Raw genomic sequence first — 20756 nt, 5'->3', positions numbered from 1 at the left:
CTCAGAACTCCTGCTCGCGGTCTTGTTGCCAGGCCTTGGCAAGGTTGCCGAAGCGGGTGAATTGCGCCTCGAAGGACAGCTCGACCATGCCGATGGGGCCGTGACGCTGTTTGCCGATGATGACCTCGGCCTTGGCGTGCAGGCGCTCCATCTCTTCGATCCAGGTTGCCATGGCCTCGATATTTTCTTCGCCCGGTTTTTCCCGTTCTTTGTAATATTCACCGCGATAGACGAACATCACCACGTCGGCGTCCTGCTCGATCGAGCCGGATTCACGCAGATCCGAGAGCTGTGGCCGCTTGTCATCGCGGCTTTCCACCTGACGCGACAGCTGCGACAGCGCGACGACGGGGATGTCCAATTCCTTGGCGATGGCCTTGAGCCCCATGGAAATCTCGCCGATTTCCTGCACCCGGTTTTCCGAGGTGCCGCGGACAAGTTGCAGATAGTCGACGATCAGCAGGTCCAGCCCGTGCGTACGCTTCAGCCGCCGCGCGCGGGCGGCAAGCTGGGCGATCGGGATGGCGGCGGTGTCGTCGATATAAAGCGGGCAGGCCTCCAGCGCCTTGGCCGCCTCGACGAAGCGGCGGAATTCGCCTTCGGTCATGTCGCCTTGGCGGATCTTGTGGCTGGAGATTTCCGAGGCTTCGGCCAGGATCCGCCCGGCGAGCTGTTCGGCACTCATCTCCAGCGAAAAGAATCCGACCACACCGCCTTCAACCGCGCCCTCGTTGCCGTCGGGCAGGGCGCCGCGCTTATAGGCCTTGGCGACGTTGAAGGCGATGTTCGTTGCCAGCGAGGTTTTCCCCATCGACGGGCGCCCGGCAAGGATCAGAAGGTCGGATTTGTGCAAACCGCCCAGCTTGTGATCCAGATCGTCAAGCCCGGTGGAAATCCCCGCCAGCCCACCTTCGCGCTGATAGGCGGCGTTGGCGACGTTGACCGCATCGGTGACGGCGCGCAGAAAGCTTTGAAAGCCGCTCTCGGACTGGCCCTGTTCGGCGAGGCTGTAGAGATGCTGTTCGGCCTCGACGATCTGCTGCTTGGGGTCGCTGGCGACATCGACGCGCGCCGCCTTGTCCGAGATCGTCTTGCCCAGCCCGATCAATTCGCGCCGGATTGCCAGATCATAGATCATCTCGGCATAATCGCGCACCGCGAAGGCGCTGATCGCGGCCCCGGCCAGACGGGCCAGATAGGCCGGGCCGCCCAATTCCTTGAGCCCTTCGTCATGTTCCAGAAACGCCTTGAGCGTCACCGGAGAAGCCAGCGCGTTCTTTGAGATGCGCGCGGAGGCAACCTCGTAGATGCGGGCGTGGACTGGGTCATAGAAATGCTGCGATCCGATAATGCTGGCCACCCGATCAAAGACATCGTTGTTGGTCAGGATCGCGCCCAAAAGCTGCTGTTCGGCTTCGATCGAGTGGGGGATGGTTTCGGAGGCCCGAAGCTCCGTCCCGCCCGAATTGACTGCGGTGATTTCGTTCATCTCTGTCCCGTTCCGCCTGTTCAGCGCCTTGTTCTGCGCCCCGTCCCGGCGCCGGCTGTTCCCGGTCTTGCGCCGGTTCGGCCTTTGTAACCAATCTTGCCGCGTTTCGATATGTGCGTAAGTCGGTGGGTAACTGGAGGATACCCCCCTGTTTCACCGCCGACTCGCGATATGCATCGCAGATATGGTAGCACAAAGGGTGGTGACCGCAAAATCTGCGATGGCTTAGTGATTCCATTCGGCGGTTTTCATCGCATCAGGGGGTAAGTTTTTATTTCTTGTTTTCTTCCTGCCACTTGCGCGGATCGTTGAGGAAATCCTCGACCCCGCGCAGGGTCTCGCGGCTGAAGCTGTTGGCCTGTTTCGCCTCGGCCAGCACATCCCACCAGGTGCACAGGTGATGCAGGCTGACACCATGGTCCCCCAGCGTCTTTTCGGTCTCGGGGAAGATGCCATAATAGAAAATGACGGCCGTGTGGGCGCAGGTGGCGCCGGTTTCGCGGATGGCATCGACAAAGGACAGCTTGGAGCCGCCGTCGGTGGTCAGATCCTCGACCAGCAGCACGCGCTGGCCCTCGCTCATCGCGCCTTCGATCCGGGCGTTGCGGCCGTACCCTTTGGCTTTCTTGCGCACATAGGTCATCGGCAGCACCATGCGCTCGGCCACCAGCGCGGCAAAGGGGATGCCAGCGGTTTCTCCGCCCGCGATATTGTCGAACGCCTCATACCCCGCGTTGCGCATGACCGTGACGGTAAGGAAATCCATCAGCGTGCTGCGGATACGCGGATAGGAGATCAGCTTGCGGCAATCGATATAGGTGGGCGAGGGCAGGCCAGAGGCCAGCGTGAACGGATCTTCCGCGTTCAGGTGCACGGCCTGAATTTCCAGCAGCATCCGGGCGGTCAGGCGGGCCATCTCTTGGGGCGAGGGATAGGAGGAGGGGATCATCGGCAAATCCTTTCGGGCGGCGGGGTTCCCGCGGGATTACTGGAGCAGGGCGCAAAAGAAAAGCCCGCCGCGGCACGGGGCCGGGGCGGGCGATTGGTTTTTGTCGGTGGGCAGATCAGAACAGGAAGTCGTTGAACGCCAGGTCTGCGCTTGAGACCCCGAGGAGCGTGATCGTGTTGCCGTTATTGTCGTCGATCACCGCGTTGCCGCCGATGTCGGACAGGTGGTTGTTCGACAGATCCCTGAAGTTCTTGATCGTCGAGACGTCGGACAGGTCGATCTTTTCGCCTTTGCCTGCGGTCGTGAAGTCGTGGATCGTGTCATCGCCGAACTTGCCGCTAAAGATGAAGACGTCGTTCTTGCCGCCGCCGTAAAGGTCGTCGTTGCCCTTGCCGCCGTCCAGCGTGTCTTTGCCGTTGCCGCCGTGCAGAACGTCCTTGCCGATGCCGCCAAACAGGGTGTCGTTGCCGTTGCCGCCGTCCAACACGTCTTTGCCGCCCAGCCCCTTGATCACGTCGGCACCGCCTTCGCCTCGCATATCGTTCGCGCCCCCCGTACCGGTGAGCGTGTCCTTCGAGTCGGAGCCGCGCACATTCTCGAAGTTTTTCAGCGCATCTAGACCGCCGAACCCGTCGACGGCATAGCCTTTCTTGAGGTTGACGGTGACGCCATCGGTGCCACCAAAGCTCGCATCCTTATCATAGCGCACAGTATCCGTGCCCTTGCCGCCTTTCAGTACATCGTCGCCAGCAAGGCCACGGATATGGTTGTCGCCCTTGTCGCCGGTGAGGGTATCGTCGAACAGGCTGCCGCGCAGCACTTCGATGCTTTTGAGCTTATCGGTGTCGCCCCAGCCGTCGGTCGCCTTGCCGGTGGCAAGATTGGCGACGACGCCGGCGGGATCATCCTCGTAGCTGACCTGGTCGAACGTGCCCACGCCGCCCTTGTAGGTGTCGTTGCCTTCGGATGAGATGAAATAATCGTCGCCATAGCCACCCGAGAGCACATCTTTGCCGGGGGTTCCGGTAATGTCCTCGTCAGCGCCCAGAATGGTGGCGCTTTCGATATCGCCCCATTCGATCAGCTTGCCTTCTCCAAAGGCGCCGGTCACCTTGTAGACGCCGGTGATGTAAGTGTCGCTGTTCGCGAAGTTCTCGAACTCGGAGAGGGAGCTGAAATCCGGCAGGGGATCGCCGTCCAGTACGAAATGATAGCGGGTGCCGTATTCGTAGCCCCCCGTCACGTTCTCACCTTTCACCACTTCGAACTCCATTAGAACGGTGGAATGCGACACGCCGCCCATGGTCCAGTTCACGCCGATGATGTTGGAATCGATATCCGTGGTATAGGCGTCCATACCATCGAGCGAGAGCTCGTAAGTGTCGATGATGGTGTTGATATCGACCCAGACGTTGCCGTCAGCGAGGTCGACTTCCTGGATTTCGTAAATGAACCCGGCGCCGGGATCAGCAGTGACGTTCATCGAGACGCTGGCATCGAAGCTGGTGGAGGTCTCGTCCTCGCTGTCCCAGAAATAGCGGTAGTCGTAGGAAAAACCGGCAATCGAATAATAGGTGGTGTACGCAACTGAAGCCATTTGTCCGCCTTTTTACAAATCAACATATGACCGTCGACCAGAGGCCGACGGTCTTGTTCGAGGCGAAGCTAGAAAAAATCCTGACAATTCGTCAAGTGCGGTTTTCCTGCAAAATCGCGTGGTACGTGACGAGTATCCCCCCTGCAACTGGCTGTGTTGTCGGTTTGGGGGGAGCAGAAAAGCGTGCTGGTCAGGCCCCGACCACCCGCCAGTGCAGCGGAAAGCCGGGGTCGAACACGGTGACCGGGCCTTCGCCGGTTTCGATATGAGACGGGTAAGAAACCGGGCCGCCCTTTTCCAGCGTGATCCGTTCCTCGTTCGCCGGTAGCCGGTAAAACGCCGGGCCATGCAGCGAGGTGAACCCCTCCAACCGGTCCAGCGCGCCTTGGCGGTCGAACAACTCGGCCAGCACCGACAGGGTGTTGGTGGCGGTGAAACAGCCGGCGCAGCCGCAGCCGCTTTCCTTGTTGGGATCGGTATGCGGCGCGCTGTCGGTGCCAAGAAAGAACCGCGCGTCGCCCCCGGTCGCGGCGGCGACCAAGGCCTGACGATGTTCTTCCCGCTTGGCCACTGGCAGGCAGTAGTAATGCGGATGGATGCCACCGACCAGAAGATGGTTGCGGTTGATCACAAGGTGATGCGTGGTGATCGTGCCGCCCATGTCGTCTTGCGATGCCACATAGTCGACGCCGTTCGCTGTGGTGATATGTTCCATCACCACCCGCAGCCCCGGCGTGGCCCGGCGCACCGGGTCCAGAACCCGCTCGATGAACACCGCCTCGCGGTCAAAGATATCGATCGCCGGATCTGTCACCTCGCCATGTACGCAAAGCGGCAGCCCGATCTCGGCCATCGTCTCCAGCACGCCGCGGACCTTGTCGAAATCCTGCACGCCGCTGGCCGAATTGGTGGTGGCCCCGGCGGGATAAAGTTTGACCGCCGTGATCAAGCCGCTTTGCGCCGCCGCAGCGACATCCTCGGGATCGGTCTGCTCGGTCAGGTACAGCGTCATCAGCGGCGTGAACGTCATGCCCTCGGGCAGGGCGGAAAGGATGCGATCACGATAGGCGCTGGCCTGCGCCCCGGTCACCACCGGCGGCACCAGATTGGGCATGATGATGGCGCGGGCGAAATCGCGCGCGGTTTCGGGCAAAACGGCCTTAAGCATCTCGCCATCGCGCAGATGCAGGTGCCAGTCGTCGGGACGGCGGAGCGTGAGGGTCTGGGTCATGGCCGTTTCGCTAGCACAGCGATGCGGTCGCGACCAGAGGGCGGGCGCCTATTCCGCCGCGGGCGGCGGCGGTGTAAAGTCCCCGTCTGCGGCCATCTGTTCCAACTGGTCGAGCCGGCGACGGAACCGCCGTGCCCGCACGCGCGAGGTCACATTGCGACACAAAAGCGTGGTCATATAGGGCCGCTCGTTCTGGTCCAGATGCGTCATCAGGTTGCGCAGATAGGGCATGTGATCGCGCCGCGCGCGGTACAGCTTGTAGAATTTCTGCTCGTTCAGCTTGGCCGCCCCGGCCAGCGACAACAATCGATAGAGGATCTTCATCTCGATCAACTGGGTTTGCAGCGCGCCGCCCATGAAGGGCATCCGCAGCCGCGAAACATTGGCCCGCTCGAACAGGGTGGCATGCATCGCGTCCAGCGTTTCGCGCGGGTCATAGATCACAAAGGCGCGCTCGGCCGCATCCAGCATGTCGGGGGCATAGCCATAGCGATCGGTGAAATCGGTGCGGCGCATCTCGACAAAGCGATCATCCCATTCCGTCATCCGCGCCGACAGCGTCGCCTGCGGCTGCACCGCGATCACCGTCGCGCCCGGGGAGGCCACCGAATAGCTGGCGGCGGCATAGCCACAAGGCCCGGCGCCATAAAACACCACGCGGTCGAAATCCTCGAAAAAGCCGTCGTCGATCAGCTGGTCGAAAAAGGCGTAAACCTCTTGCGCCCGAAACCAGGTGTCGCCGTCCGAGAGCAGGCACAGATGCGACCAGCCCTGCGCCTTGACCATGTCAAAGCCAAAGGGTTGGGCGGTCTCGGACAGGGCGCGCACGCCCTGAATGGTCTCGAAGGTGACCAGAAGCGTGGGTTTCTTGTCGATGAACGTGGCGAAATGGCGCGCGCCCAGATCCTGCGCCATGCCATGTGCCTCGGCCTGCGCGATCAGCGCGGCCTTCCACTCGGCCTTGCCCAGATCAGCGAGCGAGCTCTCGATCCCGTTCTCTTCGTCCGCTGAATCTGGGTCTTGATTCTGGTCCTGCATGATGCCGTCCTCATCTGTTCCGACCACTTACCGGGCCGGTTTGGCGCAAGATCAAGCTAGAGCGAGACTGTGGCCAAATTGGGAAATTCTCAGGCCGGTTTCCGGGTGGTTCTGTGGTGCGGTGCCCGCGTCGTGGCGCGCGGGCCAGCCCGCGTTTAGAACAAGACGTGGCCGATATTGGCCAGCGCCGCGATCAGCAGCACAAGGAACGTCAGCACGGCACCGCCGCCGCGCAGGGCCGAGGTATGGGGCATTCGGCCCATGCCAAAGGCGTGCATCAAGCGGGCCAGAAGCAGCGCCGCGCCAAGCGCATGCGCGGCAAGGGCCGGCATGCCCTGCGCCTCGCCCAGCCCGATCAGGATCAGGCCCATCGGCACATATTCGGCAAAGTTGGCATGGGTGCGCATGGCGTTCTGCATCACCGGGTTGCCGTTGTCGCCGCTGGCGATTTTCTGTGCTGCGCGGATCTTGATGACCCAAAGGCTGAGCCCGACATAGAAAACGCCCAGAAGCCCGGCGTAAAAAGCGGTAACGGTAAGCGGCATATCTCGTGTCCTGATGTGAATGGCTTTGGTTTCCGCCCTATCGCGGACGGGCCGGAAAGTTAATATGTGATATCGGCCCTGTTTCGGAAACTGCCAAGCCGCGCGGGGGTGGGGGCCAGAACCGAGGGCCCGAACCGGGGCGCCTCAGCTGTGCTTGATCTGTCCCAGGTTGGCGAACCCCGCCAGCGTGCGCGCAGAGGTCAGCGAGATCGGGCGCGAGGGCGGTGTCATCAGCAGCCGGGCGAACAGCGCGCGGAACGGTTCAAGCTCCATCAGGTGCAGGAACCGCGCCTTGCGCCAGGCGACAGCCGCGTCGTGCAGCTGCGCCAGTTCGGCATCGGCACGCAGCTCTTCGCGCAGCGGCGCGCTTCTGGGCGCGATTTGGCGGATCGTGGTGTCGGTCTCGGTGTTGAAATTGCGTTCGACCCAGTAATCCATGTCCAGCATGTGATCGGAGTGGACCGCGCGCCCGCGATCCGCCTTGAGAACAAAGCTTTCCATCGCTCCCAGCGCATAGTGGTTGAGCTGCGCCAGCTTGTAGTTCGAGCGCCCATAGGTGTTGAACACACGGGTCAGCTTGAATTGATCCTCTAGCGCGCGGCCCTCGCCATCGTACCAATGCACCGCGTCCAGCCGGTCCTTGTCGGCGCTGCGCGGGCGGTGCACGCCAAGTTTCCGATAAATGCCATCATTGCGGTACAGCGTCTTGAACATCGCCGCCCGCCACGGCCAGTACATCACCGTCGGGGCGCAGCGGGTAAAGGTCTCACTCACCGGCTGGTCGTGATAGCGCATTTTGCCCGCATTGCCGAACAGCCGCCAGGTCAGGGTAATGGCGGTGGCCTGCGGCAGCGCCTCCAGCAGCGCCGACAACGTGTTGTCGCCGACGTGGATATTGACGTATTCGTCGATATCCAGCGCCATGATCCAGTCGGCCTTTTTCACCAGCTTGTGCCGATCGGCCAGCTTCAGCCCGGTGAACTGGATGCCGCCCTTGTCATAGGGGCCATCGTTGCGCAGATGGGTGAGCCAGCCCAGTTGCTCCAGCCGGTCCAGCATCGCGTCGGTGCCGTCCTGACAGTCATTCGACAGCACCAGAAAATCGGTAAAGCCGACGGCGCGGTGATGGGCCAGCCAATCCAGCAGAAAGGCCGCCTCGTTGCGCAGGCTCAGCACCGCAAGGATGCGTTTGGGCTGCCGGTTCACCGTTCCGTGTCCTCCGTTTCCGTTCAGCTTTCCAGATCAAGCGCCAGCGCATAGGCCGCCCGCTCGGTCCCGGTGAGGCGGATCTCCAACGCCTGACGATAGAGATCTTGAAACTCCTGCATGGCATGTAACTCGGCCGCCTTGGCGCGGTGCCACGCCAGCCCCTTGTCGTGCAGGCTGCGCAGCCGGTCATCCGCCATCAGTTTGTCGTATTCGACCTTTAGGCGCGGCAGATTGCGCTGGATCGTCACGTCGCGCGCATCGTCCCAGTCCATCCGGATCCAGTAGTTCAGCCCGATCGAGCGATCTACATGCAGCGCGCGGCCGCGCTGGCGCTTGATCAGGAAACTTTCGGCCGAGCGCAGGGCATAATGGTTGAGCTGCAGCAGGTCATAGCCGACCGAGCTTTTGGAGCTGCGCCAGCCATTGTCCACCGTTTCCTTGGTGATGTCCTGCCCCGAGCCGTTGACCCAGAGCACCTGATCGCGCTTGGCGTCCTCCAGCTTGTTGGGGCGGTGGCAGCTCAGCTTCTGATAGGCGCCGATATTGCGAAACAGCGTCTTGAAGCCCCAGACCGTATGCGGCTTGGGGCAATAGGTCGGGGCGCAGCGGTCGAATTGCCCGACGACAAAGCGATCCTCCAGCTGGGTCACACCGCTATGGCCGAACAGACGCCAGGTCATCGCCACATTGGTGGCCTCCGGCGCGGCGTCAAAGAAATCCTGCAAGGTGCCGTTGCCGCAGCGCACGTTGACGAATTCGTCCACGTCGATGTGCATCAGCCACTCGGCGTTGCGCAGCACCGGCTCTTTCAGCGACATGTTCAGGGCGTGTTGCTGGGGGGATTTGCCGCGCCATTCGTCGTTGTTGCGATGTTCGAGCACGCCCATGTCCTGCAACCGGCCCAATATCTCGTCGGTGCCGTCGGTGCAGTCATTGGTATAGATCAGGAAATTGTCGACGCCGATGGCGCGGTGATAGGCCACCCATTCGATGATATAGGGGGCCTCGTTCTTCATGCAGCCGACGATCACATTGCCGCTGGAGCCTTCGGCCAGCGTGCGGCGCGGTGCCGGTGCATAGGGGGCGGCCGGGGTTTCCTCGTCCACCGTGCCAAGCCGATTGTGCGGCGCATAGGGGGTGGTTTTCAGGTGATGAAACTTTTCCACCGCCAGCGGCGGCATCACGCGGCGCCCGGTGTCGCTTAACCCGTCTGGTTCGGCGGTGGGGGATTGCCCGTCCACCTGTGCCAGATCGGCATGTTTCGTCGCATGCTCGTCCTTTGAGACGGCATCGATCTGTTCCATGAAGCTCGCCAGATATTGCGAGGCGCGATAGCCGCGCTCGGGGTCGGGCTCTTGCCAGTCGGGCAGCGGGGCGTCGGGGTGCAAGACCATAGGCGTCAGCGCCGGATGGGCCGCGCCCAGTGTCTCCAGATCGGCGGCGAACCGGGCCGAGATCGGGGCCAGCGCGCCCGGTGCGATCGGGGGCCCGTCGATGGCGATTTCGTCCAGAAACCCGCGCCACAGGGGCCGGGGCAGGATACGCTTGTGATGCTCCAGCACCCGGAGCAGCAGCGCATTGAGTTGGCGCGCGCGGGTTAGCCATGGGGCCGAGGGCGCGACGGGCATAGGCACCGGGTCGACCTTGCCAAGGTCTGGCGCGATATCAAAGGCGGCGCGCAATTCTTCCGTGGCGTCGGGGCCATAAAATAACCCCGGATCATAGGGGCGCAACGTGACCGAGCCCGCCCCGAACACGCTTTCCCAGAACCGCACCAGCGCGCCGTAGTCCAGCCAGAACGACGGCGCCTGGGTTTCCAGAAACTGCCCGCCAGCGGGATCGGGGGCGGGCGCGGCCTCAAGGCTGGCCGCCCACCAGTCGCGCCCGGACGCGGCCAGATCCAAGTCGCGCGACAGCGGTGCGGCGCGCCCCTCCAGCATCTGCCCGCCATAGGCGCGGGTCAGCGCGCGGGCGGGCTCGTCCACATGGGCGATGATGCGGATGTCCTGCGACAGCGGCGTCAGCAGCGCCCGCAGCCGCTCCAACTCGGAGCGGCGATGCAGCGAACTGCCCAATTGTTCGGCCGACAGGATCAACGTCTCGGGGCTGGCTTTCTCCACATCCTGCGCCAAGGTCCGGCCCAGCATGTGATACAGCGTTTCCTGCTTCTCCGGCGCGATGAAGCCGCGGTTGAACCGCAGCGGGTCGATATGATCGGGATCGCTCACCGCCATGTAAAGGCGGGTGTGGTTCTTCGCCCCCGGCGACTTGGGGAACAGCACCCCCTGGTCCTTGAGCTGGGCGCGCTTGGCGTCAAGCACCTGATGCAGGCGGGCGGCGCCCATGTGCTGCGGGCCGATATGAAGATAAATCCGCATTAGTTTAGCCCCAGCCGTGCCAGCATCGCTTCTTCCTGCGGCGGCAGGGTGGGGGCGGCGCGCAGTTGATCGCGCATCTGGCGATAGCCGGGCTGGCGCAGCAGTTCGTCGCGCTTGGCCCGGTGCAATGCCACCGCCTCGTCATGCAATGCGCCGATCTCGGGGTCGGATTTCAACGCCTCCAACGCCTTGCGCAGGGCGGGCAGGTAACGGTGGATGCTGGTATCCTCCCAAGCCGGATCGTTGCGTTCGCGCCAATAGCTGTCGTCAAAGGCGCGGTGTTCGCGGTTCACGTCGCCGCGGTCGTTCTTGACCAGATAGCTGTCGAGCGAGCGCAGCGCATAATGGTTCAGCGTCGCGAAATCGCGCGCGCCCCGGGCGGGAAACTTGCGGATGCGGCTGGGATTGGCGGCGATCAGGAACTTGTAGGGCACCGGTCGCCCCGACCCGTCGGTCCAGCGCGGGCGCTTGTCCTTGCCCAGACTGCGTTTAAAGAACGGACGATGCGCGCCGAAATACTGCAGCGGAAAATCCTGCCGTACCAGTGACTTGACCTCGATCGCGGTTTCGTCGCACCAAATGTCCGGGTTGTGGCTGTGGGTGAACTGGGAAATGACCGGGGCATCCTCAAACGTCTCGATGCCGCCATTGGCAAAGAACTGGAAGCTGACGGAAATCGCCTGCGGATCGCCGCAGGCCTCGACCAGCGCGGGCAGGGTGTGATCGCCCACATGGATGTTCAAAAACTCGTCCACATCTGCAATCCAGAGCCAGTCTGCCTGTTTCACCACCGCCTGATGCGCGGCGTGTTTCAGCGCCTCCATCTGATAGTTGCGCCCCTTGGCCGGATTGGGCAGGTGCCGTACGATCCCACGCGCCGCCAGCGCATCCAGCAGCCGGTCGGTCCCGTCCGAGCAATCGTTGGAATAGAACAGGTGATCGCGCACCCCGATCAGCCGGTTGAAGGCGATCCACTCCAACAGGAATGGTCCCTCGTTTTTCACGCAGGTCACCGCGGTGATCCGCATGTTGCCTCCTTTGCTGGCCGCTGCCGCCAAGCGGTGCCGCCTCTGCTCACTGTGTACCATACCGGGCGGGGTTTGCCCCCGTCGTCGTTGCGCAAACAATCGCAGCTTGCACAGAGGGCGTCAACGGGGGCGTCAACGCAGCGGTCCCACGCCCGGCTTGACCCGCGCGCCGTCTCGTGGCCTGTTCAGGGCAGGGAGAATAGAATGCAGATACCCGATTCAATCGATGCGGTTCAGGCGCAACTGGCGGCGCAGGATTATGTCTGTGGCCGGGCCTTGGGCACGGTTACCTTTCTGGCGCTGAAACTTGGCAGGCCGCTGTTTCTGGAGGGCGAGGCCGGCACCGGCAAGACCGAAATCGCCAAGGCGCTGGCGGCGGCGCTGGGCCGTCGGCTGATCCGGTTGCAATGTTATGAAGGGCTGGATGCGGCAAGCGCCGTTTATGAATGGAACTTCCCGGCGCAGATGATCGCCATCCGTACGGCCGAGGCCGAAGGTAACGCCGACCGTGACCTGTTGCAGCGCGAGCTGTTTGGCCCCGACTACCTGATCGAACGGCCGCTGTTGCAGGCGATGCGACCTGACCAGCATGGCGCGCCGGTGCTGCTGATCGACGAGATCGACCGCACGGACGAGCCGTTCGAGGCCTTTCTGCTTGAGGCGCTGTCCGAGTATCAGGTCACCATCCCCGAGCTTGGCCCGATCGTCGCGCCCGAGCCGCCCATCGTCATCCTGACCTCGAACCGCACGCGAGAGGTGCACGACGCCCTGAAACGGCGCTGTCTGTACCATTGGGTCGATTACCCCGATTTCGACCGTGAGATCGAAATCCTGCACGCCCGCGCCCCCGAGGCCGCAGCGACGCTCAGCCGCGAGGTGGTGGCCTTTGTGCAAAAGCTGCGCACCGAGGATCTGTTCAAGAAACCCGGCGTGGCCGAAACCATCGACTGGGCCAAATGCCTGCTGGCGCTCGATGTGGTGTCGCTTAGCCCGCAGGTGATCGCCGACACGCTGGGCGCAATCCTGAAATACCAGGATGATATCCAGCGCATTCAGGGCGGCGAGGCCAAACGCATCCTTGATGAGGTGCGCGCCGAACTGGCCCCGGCGTGACGCCGATGGTGGGTTTTCTGGCCGGGAAATACTCTGCGGGGGGCGGGGGTGCAAAACCCCCGCTGCTGCGGTCACGGCGGGGGCGCCATGACTGAATACCCCGCCCTCGATATCCCGGAAAATGGCAAGCTGACCGACAACATCACTTGGTTCGCCCGCGCCCTGCGCAAGGCCGGGCTGCCGATCGGGACGGGGCGGGTGATCGACGCGATCCGCGCGGTCGAGGCGGCGGGGTTCACCTCGAAAACCGATTTCTTCTATACCCTGCGCGCCTGTTTCGTCTCGCGCCCGGAACATGCGCAGGTGTTTGCCCAGGTGTTCCGCCTGTATTGGCGAGACCCTCGCTTTATGGAGCACATGATGGCGATGATGCTGCCCGCCGTGCGTGGCGTGCAGCAGGAGCGCACGGCGCAGGCGGCCGAGAAACGCGCCGCCGAGGCGTTGCTGGATGGTGCACAGGGCGATCTGCCCGAGTTTGAGGACCCCAAGCGCGAGGAGGAGGTCCAGATCGAGATCGACGCCTCGCGCACCATGTCGGGCGAGGAACGTCTGCGCAGTCTCGATTTCGAACAGATGGGCACCGAAGAGATCGCCCGCGCCAAGCGGATGCTCGCACGGCTGACCCTGCCGGTGAAACCGATCGCCTCGCGCCGGGCACAGGCCAGCTCTACCGGCCAGCGCTATGATCTGCGCCGCTCCCTGCGCGAGGCGATGCGGCGCGGCGGCGAAATGGGTGCGTTGCGCCGGGCCGAACCGCGTCCGCGTTGGCCCAATCTGGTGGTGCTTTGCGATATCTCGGGCTCGATGAGCCAATACAGCCGCATGGTGCTGCATTTCCTGCATGCGGTCTCCAACGCCAAGGGGCAGGGCTGGGCAAAGGTGCATGCCTTCACCTTTGGCACGCGGCTGACCAATATCACCCGCCATCTGCGCCAACGCGATGTTGATGCTGCGCTCGCCGCCGCCGGGGCCGAGGCGCAGGACTGGGAGGGCGGCACCCGCATCGGGGCTTGCCTGCACACATTCAACCGCGACTGGTCGCGCCGGGTGATGGGGCAGGGCGCGGTGGTTCTGTTGATCACAGACGGGCTGGACCGCGACTCCCCCGACCAGCTCGCGCGCGAGATGGAGCGTTTGCACCTGTCGGCGCGCAAGGTGATCTGGCTCAACCCGTTGTTGCGCTGGGAAGGGTTCGCACCAAAAGCGCGCGGCATCGCCGCCATGCTGCCGCATGTGGACAGCTTTCGCGCCGGTCATAACATCGCCGCGCTGGAGGATCTGGCCGAAGCGCTGTCACGCCGCGATGATCCGGGTGAAAAGGCCCGATTGATGGCGCAGCTTCGGGGGTGATTCCCTGCGCACGCGCACGTTTGCTCCATTTCGCATTTGATCTGAATCATTCCGTAAATGGAATATGATTAATATTCTCGCACAATGAAGCACGTGTGCGAAAGGAATGAACATGACGCTGAACTGGAAAATCGGCGGCTTGATGCTGGGGCTGGTGTTCTTCGCCGCTGTCCTGCTGGTCAAGCCGATCGGTGTCTCGACTCAATTCGTCATCCTTGACGGGATCGCCGCCGATCTGGTGTCTCCTGATCTGGTGACGCAAACGGACGAGGGCTATACCTCGAGCAACGCCTATCTGGCGAAATCCGGGGGTAAATACGCCAAATCGGTCGCGAACCCGCTGAACTACAGCCTTGTCTTCGTGATCGCGATGGTGCTGGGCGGTTTCGTGTCGGTGAAGATGCGCGGCGGGCTGGACAAGGCCGAACGCGCCATGCCGGCGCTGTGGCGCGCCAATTTCGGCGACAGCGTGGCCAAGCGCAACATCGCGGTCTTCGTTGGCGGCTTTATCGTGCTCTATGGCGCGCGGTTGGCGGGCGGGTGCACCTCGGGTCACATGATGTCGGGGATGATGCAGACCTCGATCTCGGGCTACCTCTTTACGGCGGGCGCCTTTGCGGCGGCGGTGCCGGTGGCCATGATGCTCTATAAGAAGGAGGCCTGAGCAATGACTTCGATCATTCTCGCAATCGTCATCGGGGGTCTTTTCGGCTTTGTGCTCGACCGGGTCGGGGCCACCAACCCGACGATCATCGGGCGGATGCTGAACCTGACCAATCTGAGCTTGGCCAAGACCATCCTGCTGGCCATCGGTGTCGGCTCTGTCCTGATGTTCGGCGGTCAGATGCTGGGGCTGGTGAATGTCGGCCATATGTCGGTCAAGGCTGCCTATGTCGGCGTCTTTATCGGCGGTCTGATGCTGGGCGCTGGCTGGGCATTGGCGGGCTTTTGCCCGGGCACCGGTGTCGTCGCCGCGGGGACGGGGCGCAAGGATGCGCTCTACTTCATTGCTGGCGGCCTGCTGGGCGCGGCGGCCTATATGGTCACCTACCCGTCGTGGAAGGCCAGCGGCCTGCTTGACTCCATCCTCGGGGGCAAGGTCACGCTGGGGCTGGTGCCGGGCTCGAAGTTCGAGGCTATCACGGCCCTACCGGGCGATATCATGGGGCTAGTGCTGGGGCTTGGCTTTATCGTGCTGGCCTTTGCCCTGCCGGATCGTCTTGCGGGGCAGCCCGGCGGCGCGGCACAACAGCCGGCCGAATAAGTCCAGAAGTCCCGGGGCCTTCGCGGGCCCCGGGGCGCGGCCGAGTCTTCCGGTCGCGCGCAACTGGCCCGGCGTCCCGTGTTCTTGCCGGGCCACTTTTGCCCCCTCATTCTCTGCTTACTCCCTCCCTGTGCGGCAAGCTTGCCGCTGGCCCCTTGCGTCGCCTATGCTGACCTGCGTTTGACCCGCATCATTTGTTTTCAGGTCCGCAGGACGGAGCGATCATGGCCCAGAATTTCGACACCATTCCCGAAACCGCCCTCGCATGGCATCGCGACGGGCGCGGCGCCGTTCTGGCCACCGTGGTCGAAACCTGGGGCAGTGCCCCGCGCCGGGTGGGGGCACAGCTTGCCATTTCGGGTGCGGGAGAGATTGCCGGTTCGGTCTCGGGTGGCTGCGTTGAGGGGGCGGTGATCGTCGAGGCGCAGGAGGCACTTGCGGATGGCGAGCACCGGATGCTGGAATTCGGGGTGAGCGACGGAGATGCCTTTGCCGTGGGTCTGGCCTGTGGCGGCACCATCCGGGTTCTGGTGGAGCCGGTGGGGGCCGCGATGCCCGAGGCGTTGCTGGCGGATCTGGTCGCGGCGCGCGCCGCGCGGCAGCCGGTGGCCTATGAGGTGAACTTGGACAGCGGGGTGCGCAGGCTGCTGCACGGGGCCTATCCGGAGCGTATGCGCATGGATAGATCCGGCTTTGAGGACGACGGGCAAACCTTTGTTTCCATTCATAATCCTCCGCTGCGTCTGATCGTAGTCGGGGCGGTTCATATCGCGCAGGCGCTGGTGCCGATGGCGCGCATCGCGGGCTATGACCCGGCGGTGATTGACCCGCGCGAGACCTTTGCCTCGCCCGAGCGATTTCCCGATGTCACCCTGCTGCATGACTGGCCGGATGACGCGGTGGCGCAGCTTGGGCTGGATGCGCGCACCGCGCTGGTGCTGTTGACCCATGATCCGAAACTGGACGATCCGGCGCTGGAGGCCGGGCTGCGGGCCGCGTGTTTCTATATTGGCGCGCTGGGCTCGACCCGGACCCATGGCAAGCGGGTGGAGCGGATGAAAGAGGCCGGGTTCAGCGACGGGGATATCGCCCGGATTCACGGGCCGGTCGGGCTTGATATCGGGGCGGCGGGGCCGGCAGAAATCGCGGTTTCGATTCTGGCGCAGATGACAGCGGTGCTGCGTGGGCGCGCCGAATGAGGTTTGGTCCGGTCCCGGTGTTCGAGGCTGAAGGCGCCTATCTCGCCCATTCCATTAAACTGGAAAAAGTGAGGCTGAGGAAAGGGTTGAAGCTGGAAGCTCAACATCTGGATCAGATCCGTTCCGGGGGCGTGGACGAGGTGATCGTGGCCCGGCTCGATCCCGGCGACCTGCACGAAAACACCGCCGCCGAACAGCTTGCCGCGGCGCTGGTGCCTGAGCCGGAGGCGGTTGGGCTGCGGGTGACTGCGCCGTTCACCGGGCGGGTGAATGTACTGGCCGATGGCGCGGGGGTGGTGCGGCTGGACGTGGCGGCGTTGGAGGCGTTCAACCGGGTGGAGCCGATGATCACCATCGCGACGGTGCCGGATTTCCAGCAGATGACGCCGGGCGGCATGGTGGCGACGATCAAGGTGATCTCATTTGCCGTTTCAGAACAACAGATTGCACGCGCATGTTCAGTGGCGCGCGGTGCGTTGAGGCTGGCGCGCCCGGTTTTTGAGACCGCCTCGCTCATCATCACGCAGGTGCCCGGCGGTCCGAGTGAGGACAAGGGCCGCAGGGTGATTGAAGCGCGTCTGAATGCGCTGGAAATTCAAATGCTTGACTGCACAAGCGTTGCGCATCGCGGGGCCGATCTGGTGCCGGCTTTGGCGGCGGCGCAGGGGCAGATGGTGCTGGTGTTGACCGGTTCGGCCACGATGGATATCGACGATGTGGCGCCGCTTGCCCTGCGTCAGGTGGGTGGCCGGGTGGAGCGGTTCGGGATGCCAGTTGATCCAGGTAACCTGTTGTTTCTGGGGGATTTGTCCGGGCGTCCTGTGATCGGTCTGCCGGGCTGCGCGCGTTCCCCGGCGTTGAACGGGGTGGATTGGGTGTTGAGCCGCGTGGCCTGTGGGCTGGAGGTGAGCGAGGCTGATATTGCCGCGATGGGGGTCGGCGGGCTGCTCAAGGAGATCCCGACGCGACCGCAGCCCCGGGCTGGGCGCAAAGCCGAAACGTAGAGTTTCGGGGCGGTTTTGTACGATCTCGCCCTGTCGTCTAAGGGGGAGATCCGCCGGTTTGGGGCGTTTTCGGCCCGTTTTGTACAGTGCGGGTTTCGCGGACCGAACACCGCGCAGCCCTCCCCGGATCTGAGCTGGGATTAGGTGAGCGTCTTTTGACACCCCGGCGTAGGGGGCATCGAGGATTCGCGGGCAAAGGGCTGGTTCCGGGGGGTCGCTTATTTCTCGTTAGGGTTGTTCCGCATTCCCTCTCTCTGTCTTTTCGTTTGGCGTGGATCGGGCGCTGCCTTTTCGCAGGGCAGGGTCCGGAGCCTTGCGCCAAATTCAACCAAAGATTTCTGTTCTCAACGCAGCATTCGCGTGTTTAACTCCCCCTCGATAGAGCATCAAATCAACCGGGAGGAATTCATGACACAGGTGTCGATGACCGTGAACGGCGTGGCCGCCAGCGGTGATGTGGAGGGGCGCACCCTGCTGGTGTCGTTTCTGCGCGACCAGCTTGAACTGACGGGAACCCATGTGGGCTGTGATACCAGCCAATGCGGGGCCTGCGTGGTACATGTGAATGGCGAAGCGGTGAAATCCTGCACCATGCTGGCGCTGGAGGCCGAGGGGGCCGAGGTTTCAACCATCGAAGGGCAGGCCGCGCCCGATGGCACGCTGAACACCATCCAGCAGGCGTTTCAGGATCATCACGGGTTGCAGTGCGGATTTTGCACCCCCGGCATGGTGATGAGCGCAGCGGCGCTTTTGAAAGAGAACCCGAAGCCGAGCGAGGCAGAGATACGTGATTACCTGGAGGGGAATATCTGTCGCTGCACCGGCTATCACAACATCGTCAAGGCGATCATGGCCGCCAGCGGTCAGGACGTGAGCGCCATCGCGGCAGAGTAACAAGGACATGAGGGAGGGCGGCACTCTGCCCTGACGCCAACAAGGGGCGCAGGGGCAAACGGGCCACTTATTCCTCACAGGGAGGAGACACGAGACATGCCGAAGGATCACGGTATCGGCGCCAGCCCCAAGCGGCGCGAAGACATACGGTTCCTGAGCGGAACCGGGAATTATACCGACGACATCAATCTGCGCGGGCAGGCCTATGTACATTTCCTGCGCTCGGACGTGGCGCATGGCAAGATCAACGGGATCAACACCGAGGCCGCCGCAGGGATGCCCGGGGTGCTGCGCATCTTTACCGGCGCGGATTTCGAAGGCGTCGGCAGCATTCCCTGCGGCTGGCAGATCACCGACAAGCACGGCCAGCCGATGCAGGAGCCGGCGCACCCGGTTCTGGCGCAGGGCAAGGTGCGCCACGTGGGCGACCCGATTGCCGCCGTGGTGGCCGAGAGTGCCGCACAGGCGCGCGATGCCGCCGAGGCGATCGAGCTGGATATCGAGGAACTGCCGGCGGTCGTGAACATGAAGGCGGCGCTGGAAGAGGGCGCGACCAAGGTCCACGATGATCTGACCAGTAACCTTTGCTATGACTGGGGCTTTGTCGAGGAGAACAAGCCGGCGGTCGAGGAGGCGTTCCAGAAGGCGGCACATGTCACCACGCTGGAGCTGGTCAACAACCGGCTGGTTGCCAACCCGATGGAGCCGCGCGTTGCGGTGGGCGATTTCAACCGCGCCAGCGGCGACAGCACCCTGTACACCACCAGCCAGAACCCGCATGTGATCCGGCTTTTGATGGGGGCCTTTGTGTTGGGGATCCCCGAGCACAAGCTGCGGGTGGTGGCGCCCGATGTGGGCGGCGGTTTCGGCACCAAGATCTTTCACTATGCCGAAGAGGCGTTCTGTACCTTTGCCGCCAAGGCGTTGAACCGGCCGGTGAAATGGACCTCCAGCCGCTCCGAGGCGTTCATCTCGGATGCGCATGGGCGCGATCACGTGACCAAGATCGAACTGGCGCTGGACAGCGATAACAATTTCATCGCGCTGCGCACCGATACGATGGCCAATATGGGGGCCTATCTGTCGACCTTTGCGCCCTCGGTGCCGACTTGGTTGCATGGCACGCTGATGGCGGGGAACTACAAGACGCCGCTGATCTATGTGAACGTCAAGGCGGTGTTCACCAATACGGTGCCGGTCGATGCCTATCGCGGTGCCGGGCGGCCCGAGGCCACCTATCAGCTGGAACGGGTGATCGACAAGGCAGCGCGCGAGCTGGGCGTCGACCCCATCGCACTGCGTCGGCAAAACTTTATCACCGAGTTTCCCTATGCCACGCCGGTGGCGGTGGAATACGACACCGGCGATTACCATGCCACGATGGACAAGCTGGAGGAGATGGCGGACTTCAAAGGCTTTGCCAAGCGCCGGGAGGCGAGCGCGGCCAAGGGCAAGCTGCGTGGACTGGGCATGAACTGCTATATCGAGGCCTGCGGCATCGCGCCGAGCAACCTTGTCGGCCAGTTGGGTGCGCGCGCCGGGCTGTATGAAAGCGCCACGGTGCGGGTCAATGCCACCGGCGGGCTGGTGGTGATGACCGGCAGCCATAGCCACGGTCAGGGCCATGAGACCAGCTTTCCGCAGGTGATCGCCGAGATGATCGGCATCGACGAGAGCATGGTCGAGATCGTCCATGGCGATACCGCCAGAACCCCGATGGGCATGGGCACCTATGGCTCGCGCAGCCTTGCGGTGGGGGGCTCGGCGATGTTCCGGGCGACCGAGAAGATCATCGCCAAGGCCAAGAAGATCGCGGCGCATCTGATGGAGGCCGCAGATGCCGATATCGAGTTGAAGGATGGCGCGTTCAGCGTGGCGGGCACCGACAAGTCGGTGGCTTGGGGCGATGTCTGTCTGGCTGCCTATGTGCCGCACAACTATCCGCTGGAAGAGATCGAGCCGGGGTTGGAGGAAACCGCGTTCTATGACCCGTCGAACTTCACCTATCCCTCGGGCGCCTATGCCTGCGAGGTGGAGGTCGATCCCGAGACCGGCAAGGTCACCATCGAGCGGTTCTCGGCGGCGGATGATTTCGGCAATGTGGTGAACCCGATGATCGTCGAGGGGCAGGTCCATGGCGGGCTGGCCCAGGGCATCGGGCAGGCGCTGCTGGAGGGGGCGGTCTATGACGAGAACGGCCAGCTTTTGAACGCGTCCTACATGGATTACGCCATGCCACGGGCCAGCGATGTGCCGTTCTATCAGGTGGACCATTCCTGTGCTACGCCCTGCACCCATAACCCCTTGGGGGTGAAGGGCTGTGGCGAGGCTGGCGCCATCGGCAGCCCGCCGGCGGTGGTCAACGCGGTGATTGATGCGCTGCAATCTGCCGGGCGCGATGTCACCCATATCGACATGCCGCTGAGCCCGTCGCGGGTCTGGCAGGCGATGCACGGCTGATCAAGGGC

The 20756-nt window shown here is 63.3% G+C and carries 17 protein-coding genes; 8 read left to right on the top strand and 9 right to left on the bottom strand.

The annotated features are described in order from the left end of the window. Window position 1: 1 nt before the first annotated feature. The 9 genes from E1B25_RS00840 to E1B25_RS00800 form a co-directional block, all read right to left on the bottom strand. A complete protein-coding gene (locus tag E1B25_RS00840; RefSeq protein WP_132826789.1) occupies window positions 2-1489 on the bottom strand; it encodes a replicative DNA helicase in 1488 nt (495 codons plus the stop codon). 271 nt (window positions 1490-1760) lie between these two features. Continuing rightward, the gene (locus tag E1B25_RS00835) at window positions 1761-2438 is read right to left on the bottom strand and encodes an orotate phosphoribosyltransferase (RefSeq protein WP_132826788.1); all 678 of its coding nucleotides are present in this window, start codon (window positions 2436-2438) and stop codon (window positions 1761-1763) included. Window positions 2439-2553: 115 nt separating this feature from the next. Then, window positions 2554-4035: a calcium-binding protein gene (locus E1B25_RS00830; protein ID WP_132826787.1), complete on the bottom strand. Its 1482-nt coding sequence runs from the start codon at window positions 4033-4035 to the stop codon at window positions 2554-2556. 190 nt (window positions 4036-4225) lie between these two features. Continuing rightward, the gene (gene pyrC / locus E1B25_RS00825) at window positions 4226-5266 is read right to left on the bottom strand and encodes a dihydroorotase (protein WP_132826786.1); all 1041 of its coding nucleotides are present in this window, start codon (window positions 5264-5266) and stop codon (window positions 4226-4228) included. 48 nt (window positions 5267-5314) lie between these two features. Next, window positions 5315-6304 carry a phosphoadenosine phosphosulfate reductase gene (locus tag E1B25_RS00820; protein WP_132826785.1) on the bottom strand — a complete coding sequence of 330 codons (990 nt, stop codon included), beginning with the start codon at window positions 6302-6304 and terminating at the stop codon, window positions 5315-5317. 155 nt (window positions 6305-6459) lie between these two features. Then, window positions 6460-6849 carry an MAPEG family protein gene (locus E1B25_RS00815; RefSeq protein ID WP_132826784.1) on the bottom strand — a complete coding sequence of 130 codons (390 nt, stop codon included), beginning with the start codon at window positions 6847-6849 and terminating at the stop codon, window positions 6460-6462. A gap of 144 nt (window positions 6850-6993) precedes the next feature. Next, a complete protein-coding gene (locus E1B25_RS00810; protein WP_132826783.1) occupies window positions 6994-8055 on the bottom strand; it encodes a glycosyltransferase family 2 protein in 1062 nt (353 codons plus the stop codon). A 23-nt stretch (window positions 8056-8078) separates the two neighbouring features. Further along, complete coding sequence (locus E1B25_RS00805) at window positions 8079-10436, bottom strand: glycosyltransferase family 2 protein (protein WP_132826782.1); 2358 nt, start codon at window positions 10434-10436, stop codon at window positions 8079-8081. After that, complete coding sequence (locus E1B25_RS00800; protein ID WP_132826781.1) at window positions 10436-11464, bottom strand: glycosyltransferase family 2 protein; 1029 nt, start codon at window positions 11462-11464, stop codon at window positions 10436-10438. The genes E1B25_RS00805 and E1B25_RS00800 overlap by 1 nt, the downstream gene beginning before the upstream one ends. Window positions 11465-11668: 204 nt before the next feature. On the opposite strand from E1B25_RS00800, the gene E1B25_RS00795 reads away from it, so the two are divergent. The 8 genes from E1B25_RS00795 (at window position 11669) to E1B25_RS00760 (ending at window position 20748) form a co-directional block, all read left to right on the top strand. Then, window positions 11669-12577, top strand: a complete 909-nt coding sequence (locus E1B25_RS00795; protein ID WP_132826780.1) for an AAA family ATPase — start codon at window positions 11669-11671, stop codon at window positions 12575-12577. A gap of 87 nt (window positions 12578-12664) precedes the next feature. Further along, entirely contained in the window at window positions 12665-13927 is a 1263-nt protein-coding gene (locus E1B25_RS00790) for a vWA domain-containing protein (RefSeq protein WP_132826779.1), read from the top strand. A 112-nt stretch (window positions 13928-14039) separates the two neighbouring features. Further along, the gene (locus E1B25_RS00785) at window positions 14040-14591 is read left to right on the top strand and encodes a YeeE/YedE thiosulfate transporter family protein (RefSeq protein WP_132826778.1); all 552 of its coding nucleotides are present in this window, start codon (window positions 14040-14042) and stop codon (window positions 14589-14591) included. Window positions 14592-14594: 3 nt separating this feature from the next. Beyond that, the gene (locus E1B25_RS00780) at window positions 14595-15191 is read left to right on the top strand and encodes a DUF6691 family protein (RefSeq protein ID WP_132826777.1); all 597 of its coding nucleotides are present in this window, start codon (window positions 14595-14597) and stop codon (window positions 15189-15191) included. Window positions 15192-15415: 224 nt separating this feature from the next. Then, window positions 15416-16390, top strand: a complete 975-nt coding sequence (locus E1B25_RS00775; RefSeq protein WP_132826776.1) for an XdhC family protein — start codon at window positions 15416-15418, stop codon at window positions 16388-16390. Beyond that, window positions 16387-17394, top strand: coding sequence for a molybdopterin-binding protein (locus E1B25_RS00770; protein ID WP_132826775.1), 1008 nt, complete (start codon window positions 16387-16389; stop codon window positions 17392-17394). Before E1B25_RS00775 ends, E1B25_RS00770 begins: the two co-directional genes overlap by 4 nt. A 408-nt stretch (window positions 17395-17802) precedes the next feature. Further along, complete coding sequence (locus E1B25_RS00765) at window positions 17803-18288, top strand: (2Fe-2S)-binding protein (RefSeq protein ID WP_132826774.1); 486 nt, start codon at window positions 17803-17805, stop codon at window positions 18286-18288. Between the two features lie 96 nt (window positions 18289-18384). Beyond that, window positions 18385-20748, top strand: coding sequence for a xanthine dehydrogenase family protein molybdopterin-binding subunit (locus E1B25_RS00760; RefSeq protein WP_132826773.1), 2364 nt, complete (start codon window positions 18385-18387; stop codon window positions 20746-20748). Window positions 20749-20756 lie beyond the last annotated feature (8 nt).

The organism is Antarcticimicrobium sediminis (genome assembly GCF_004348975.1).
Lineage (GTDB): Bacteria > Pseudomonadota > Alphaproteobacteria > Rhodobacterales > Rhodobacteraceae > Antarcticimicrobium > Antarcticimicrobium sediminis.
This window is presented reverse-complemented; position numbering and strand designations above follow the sequence as displayed.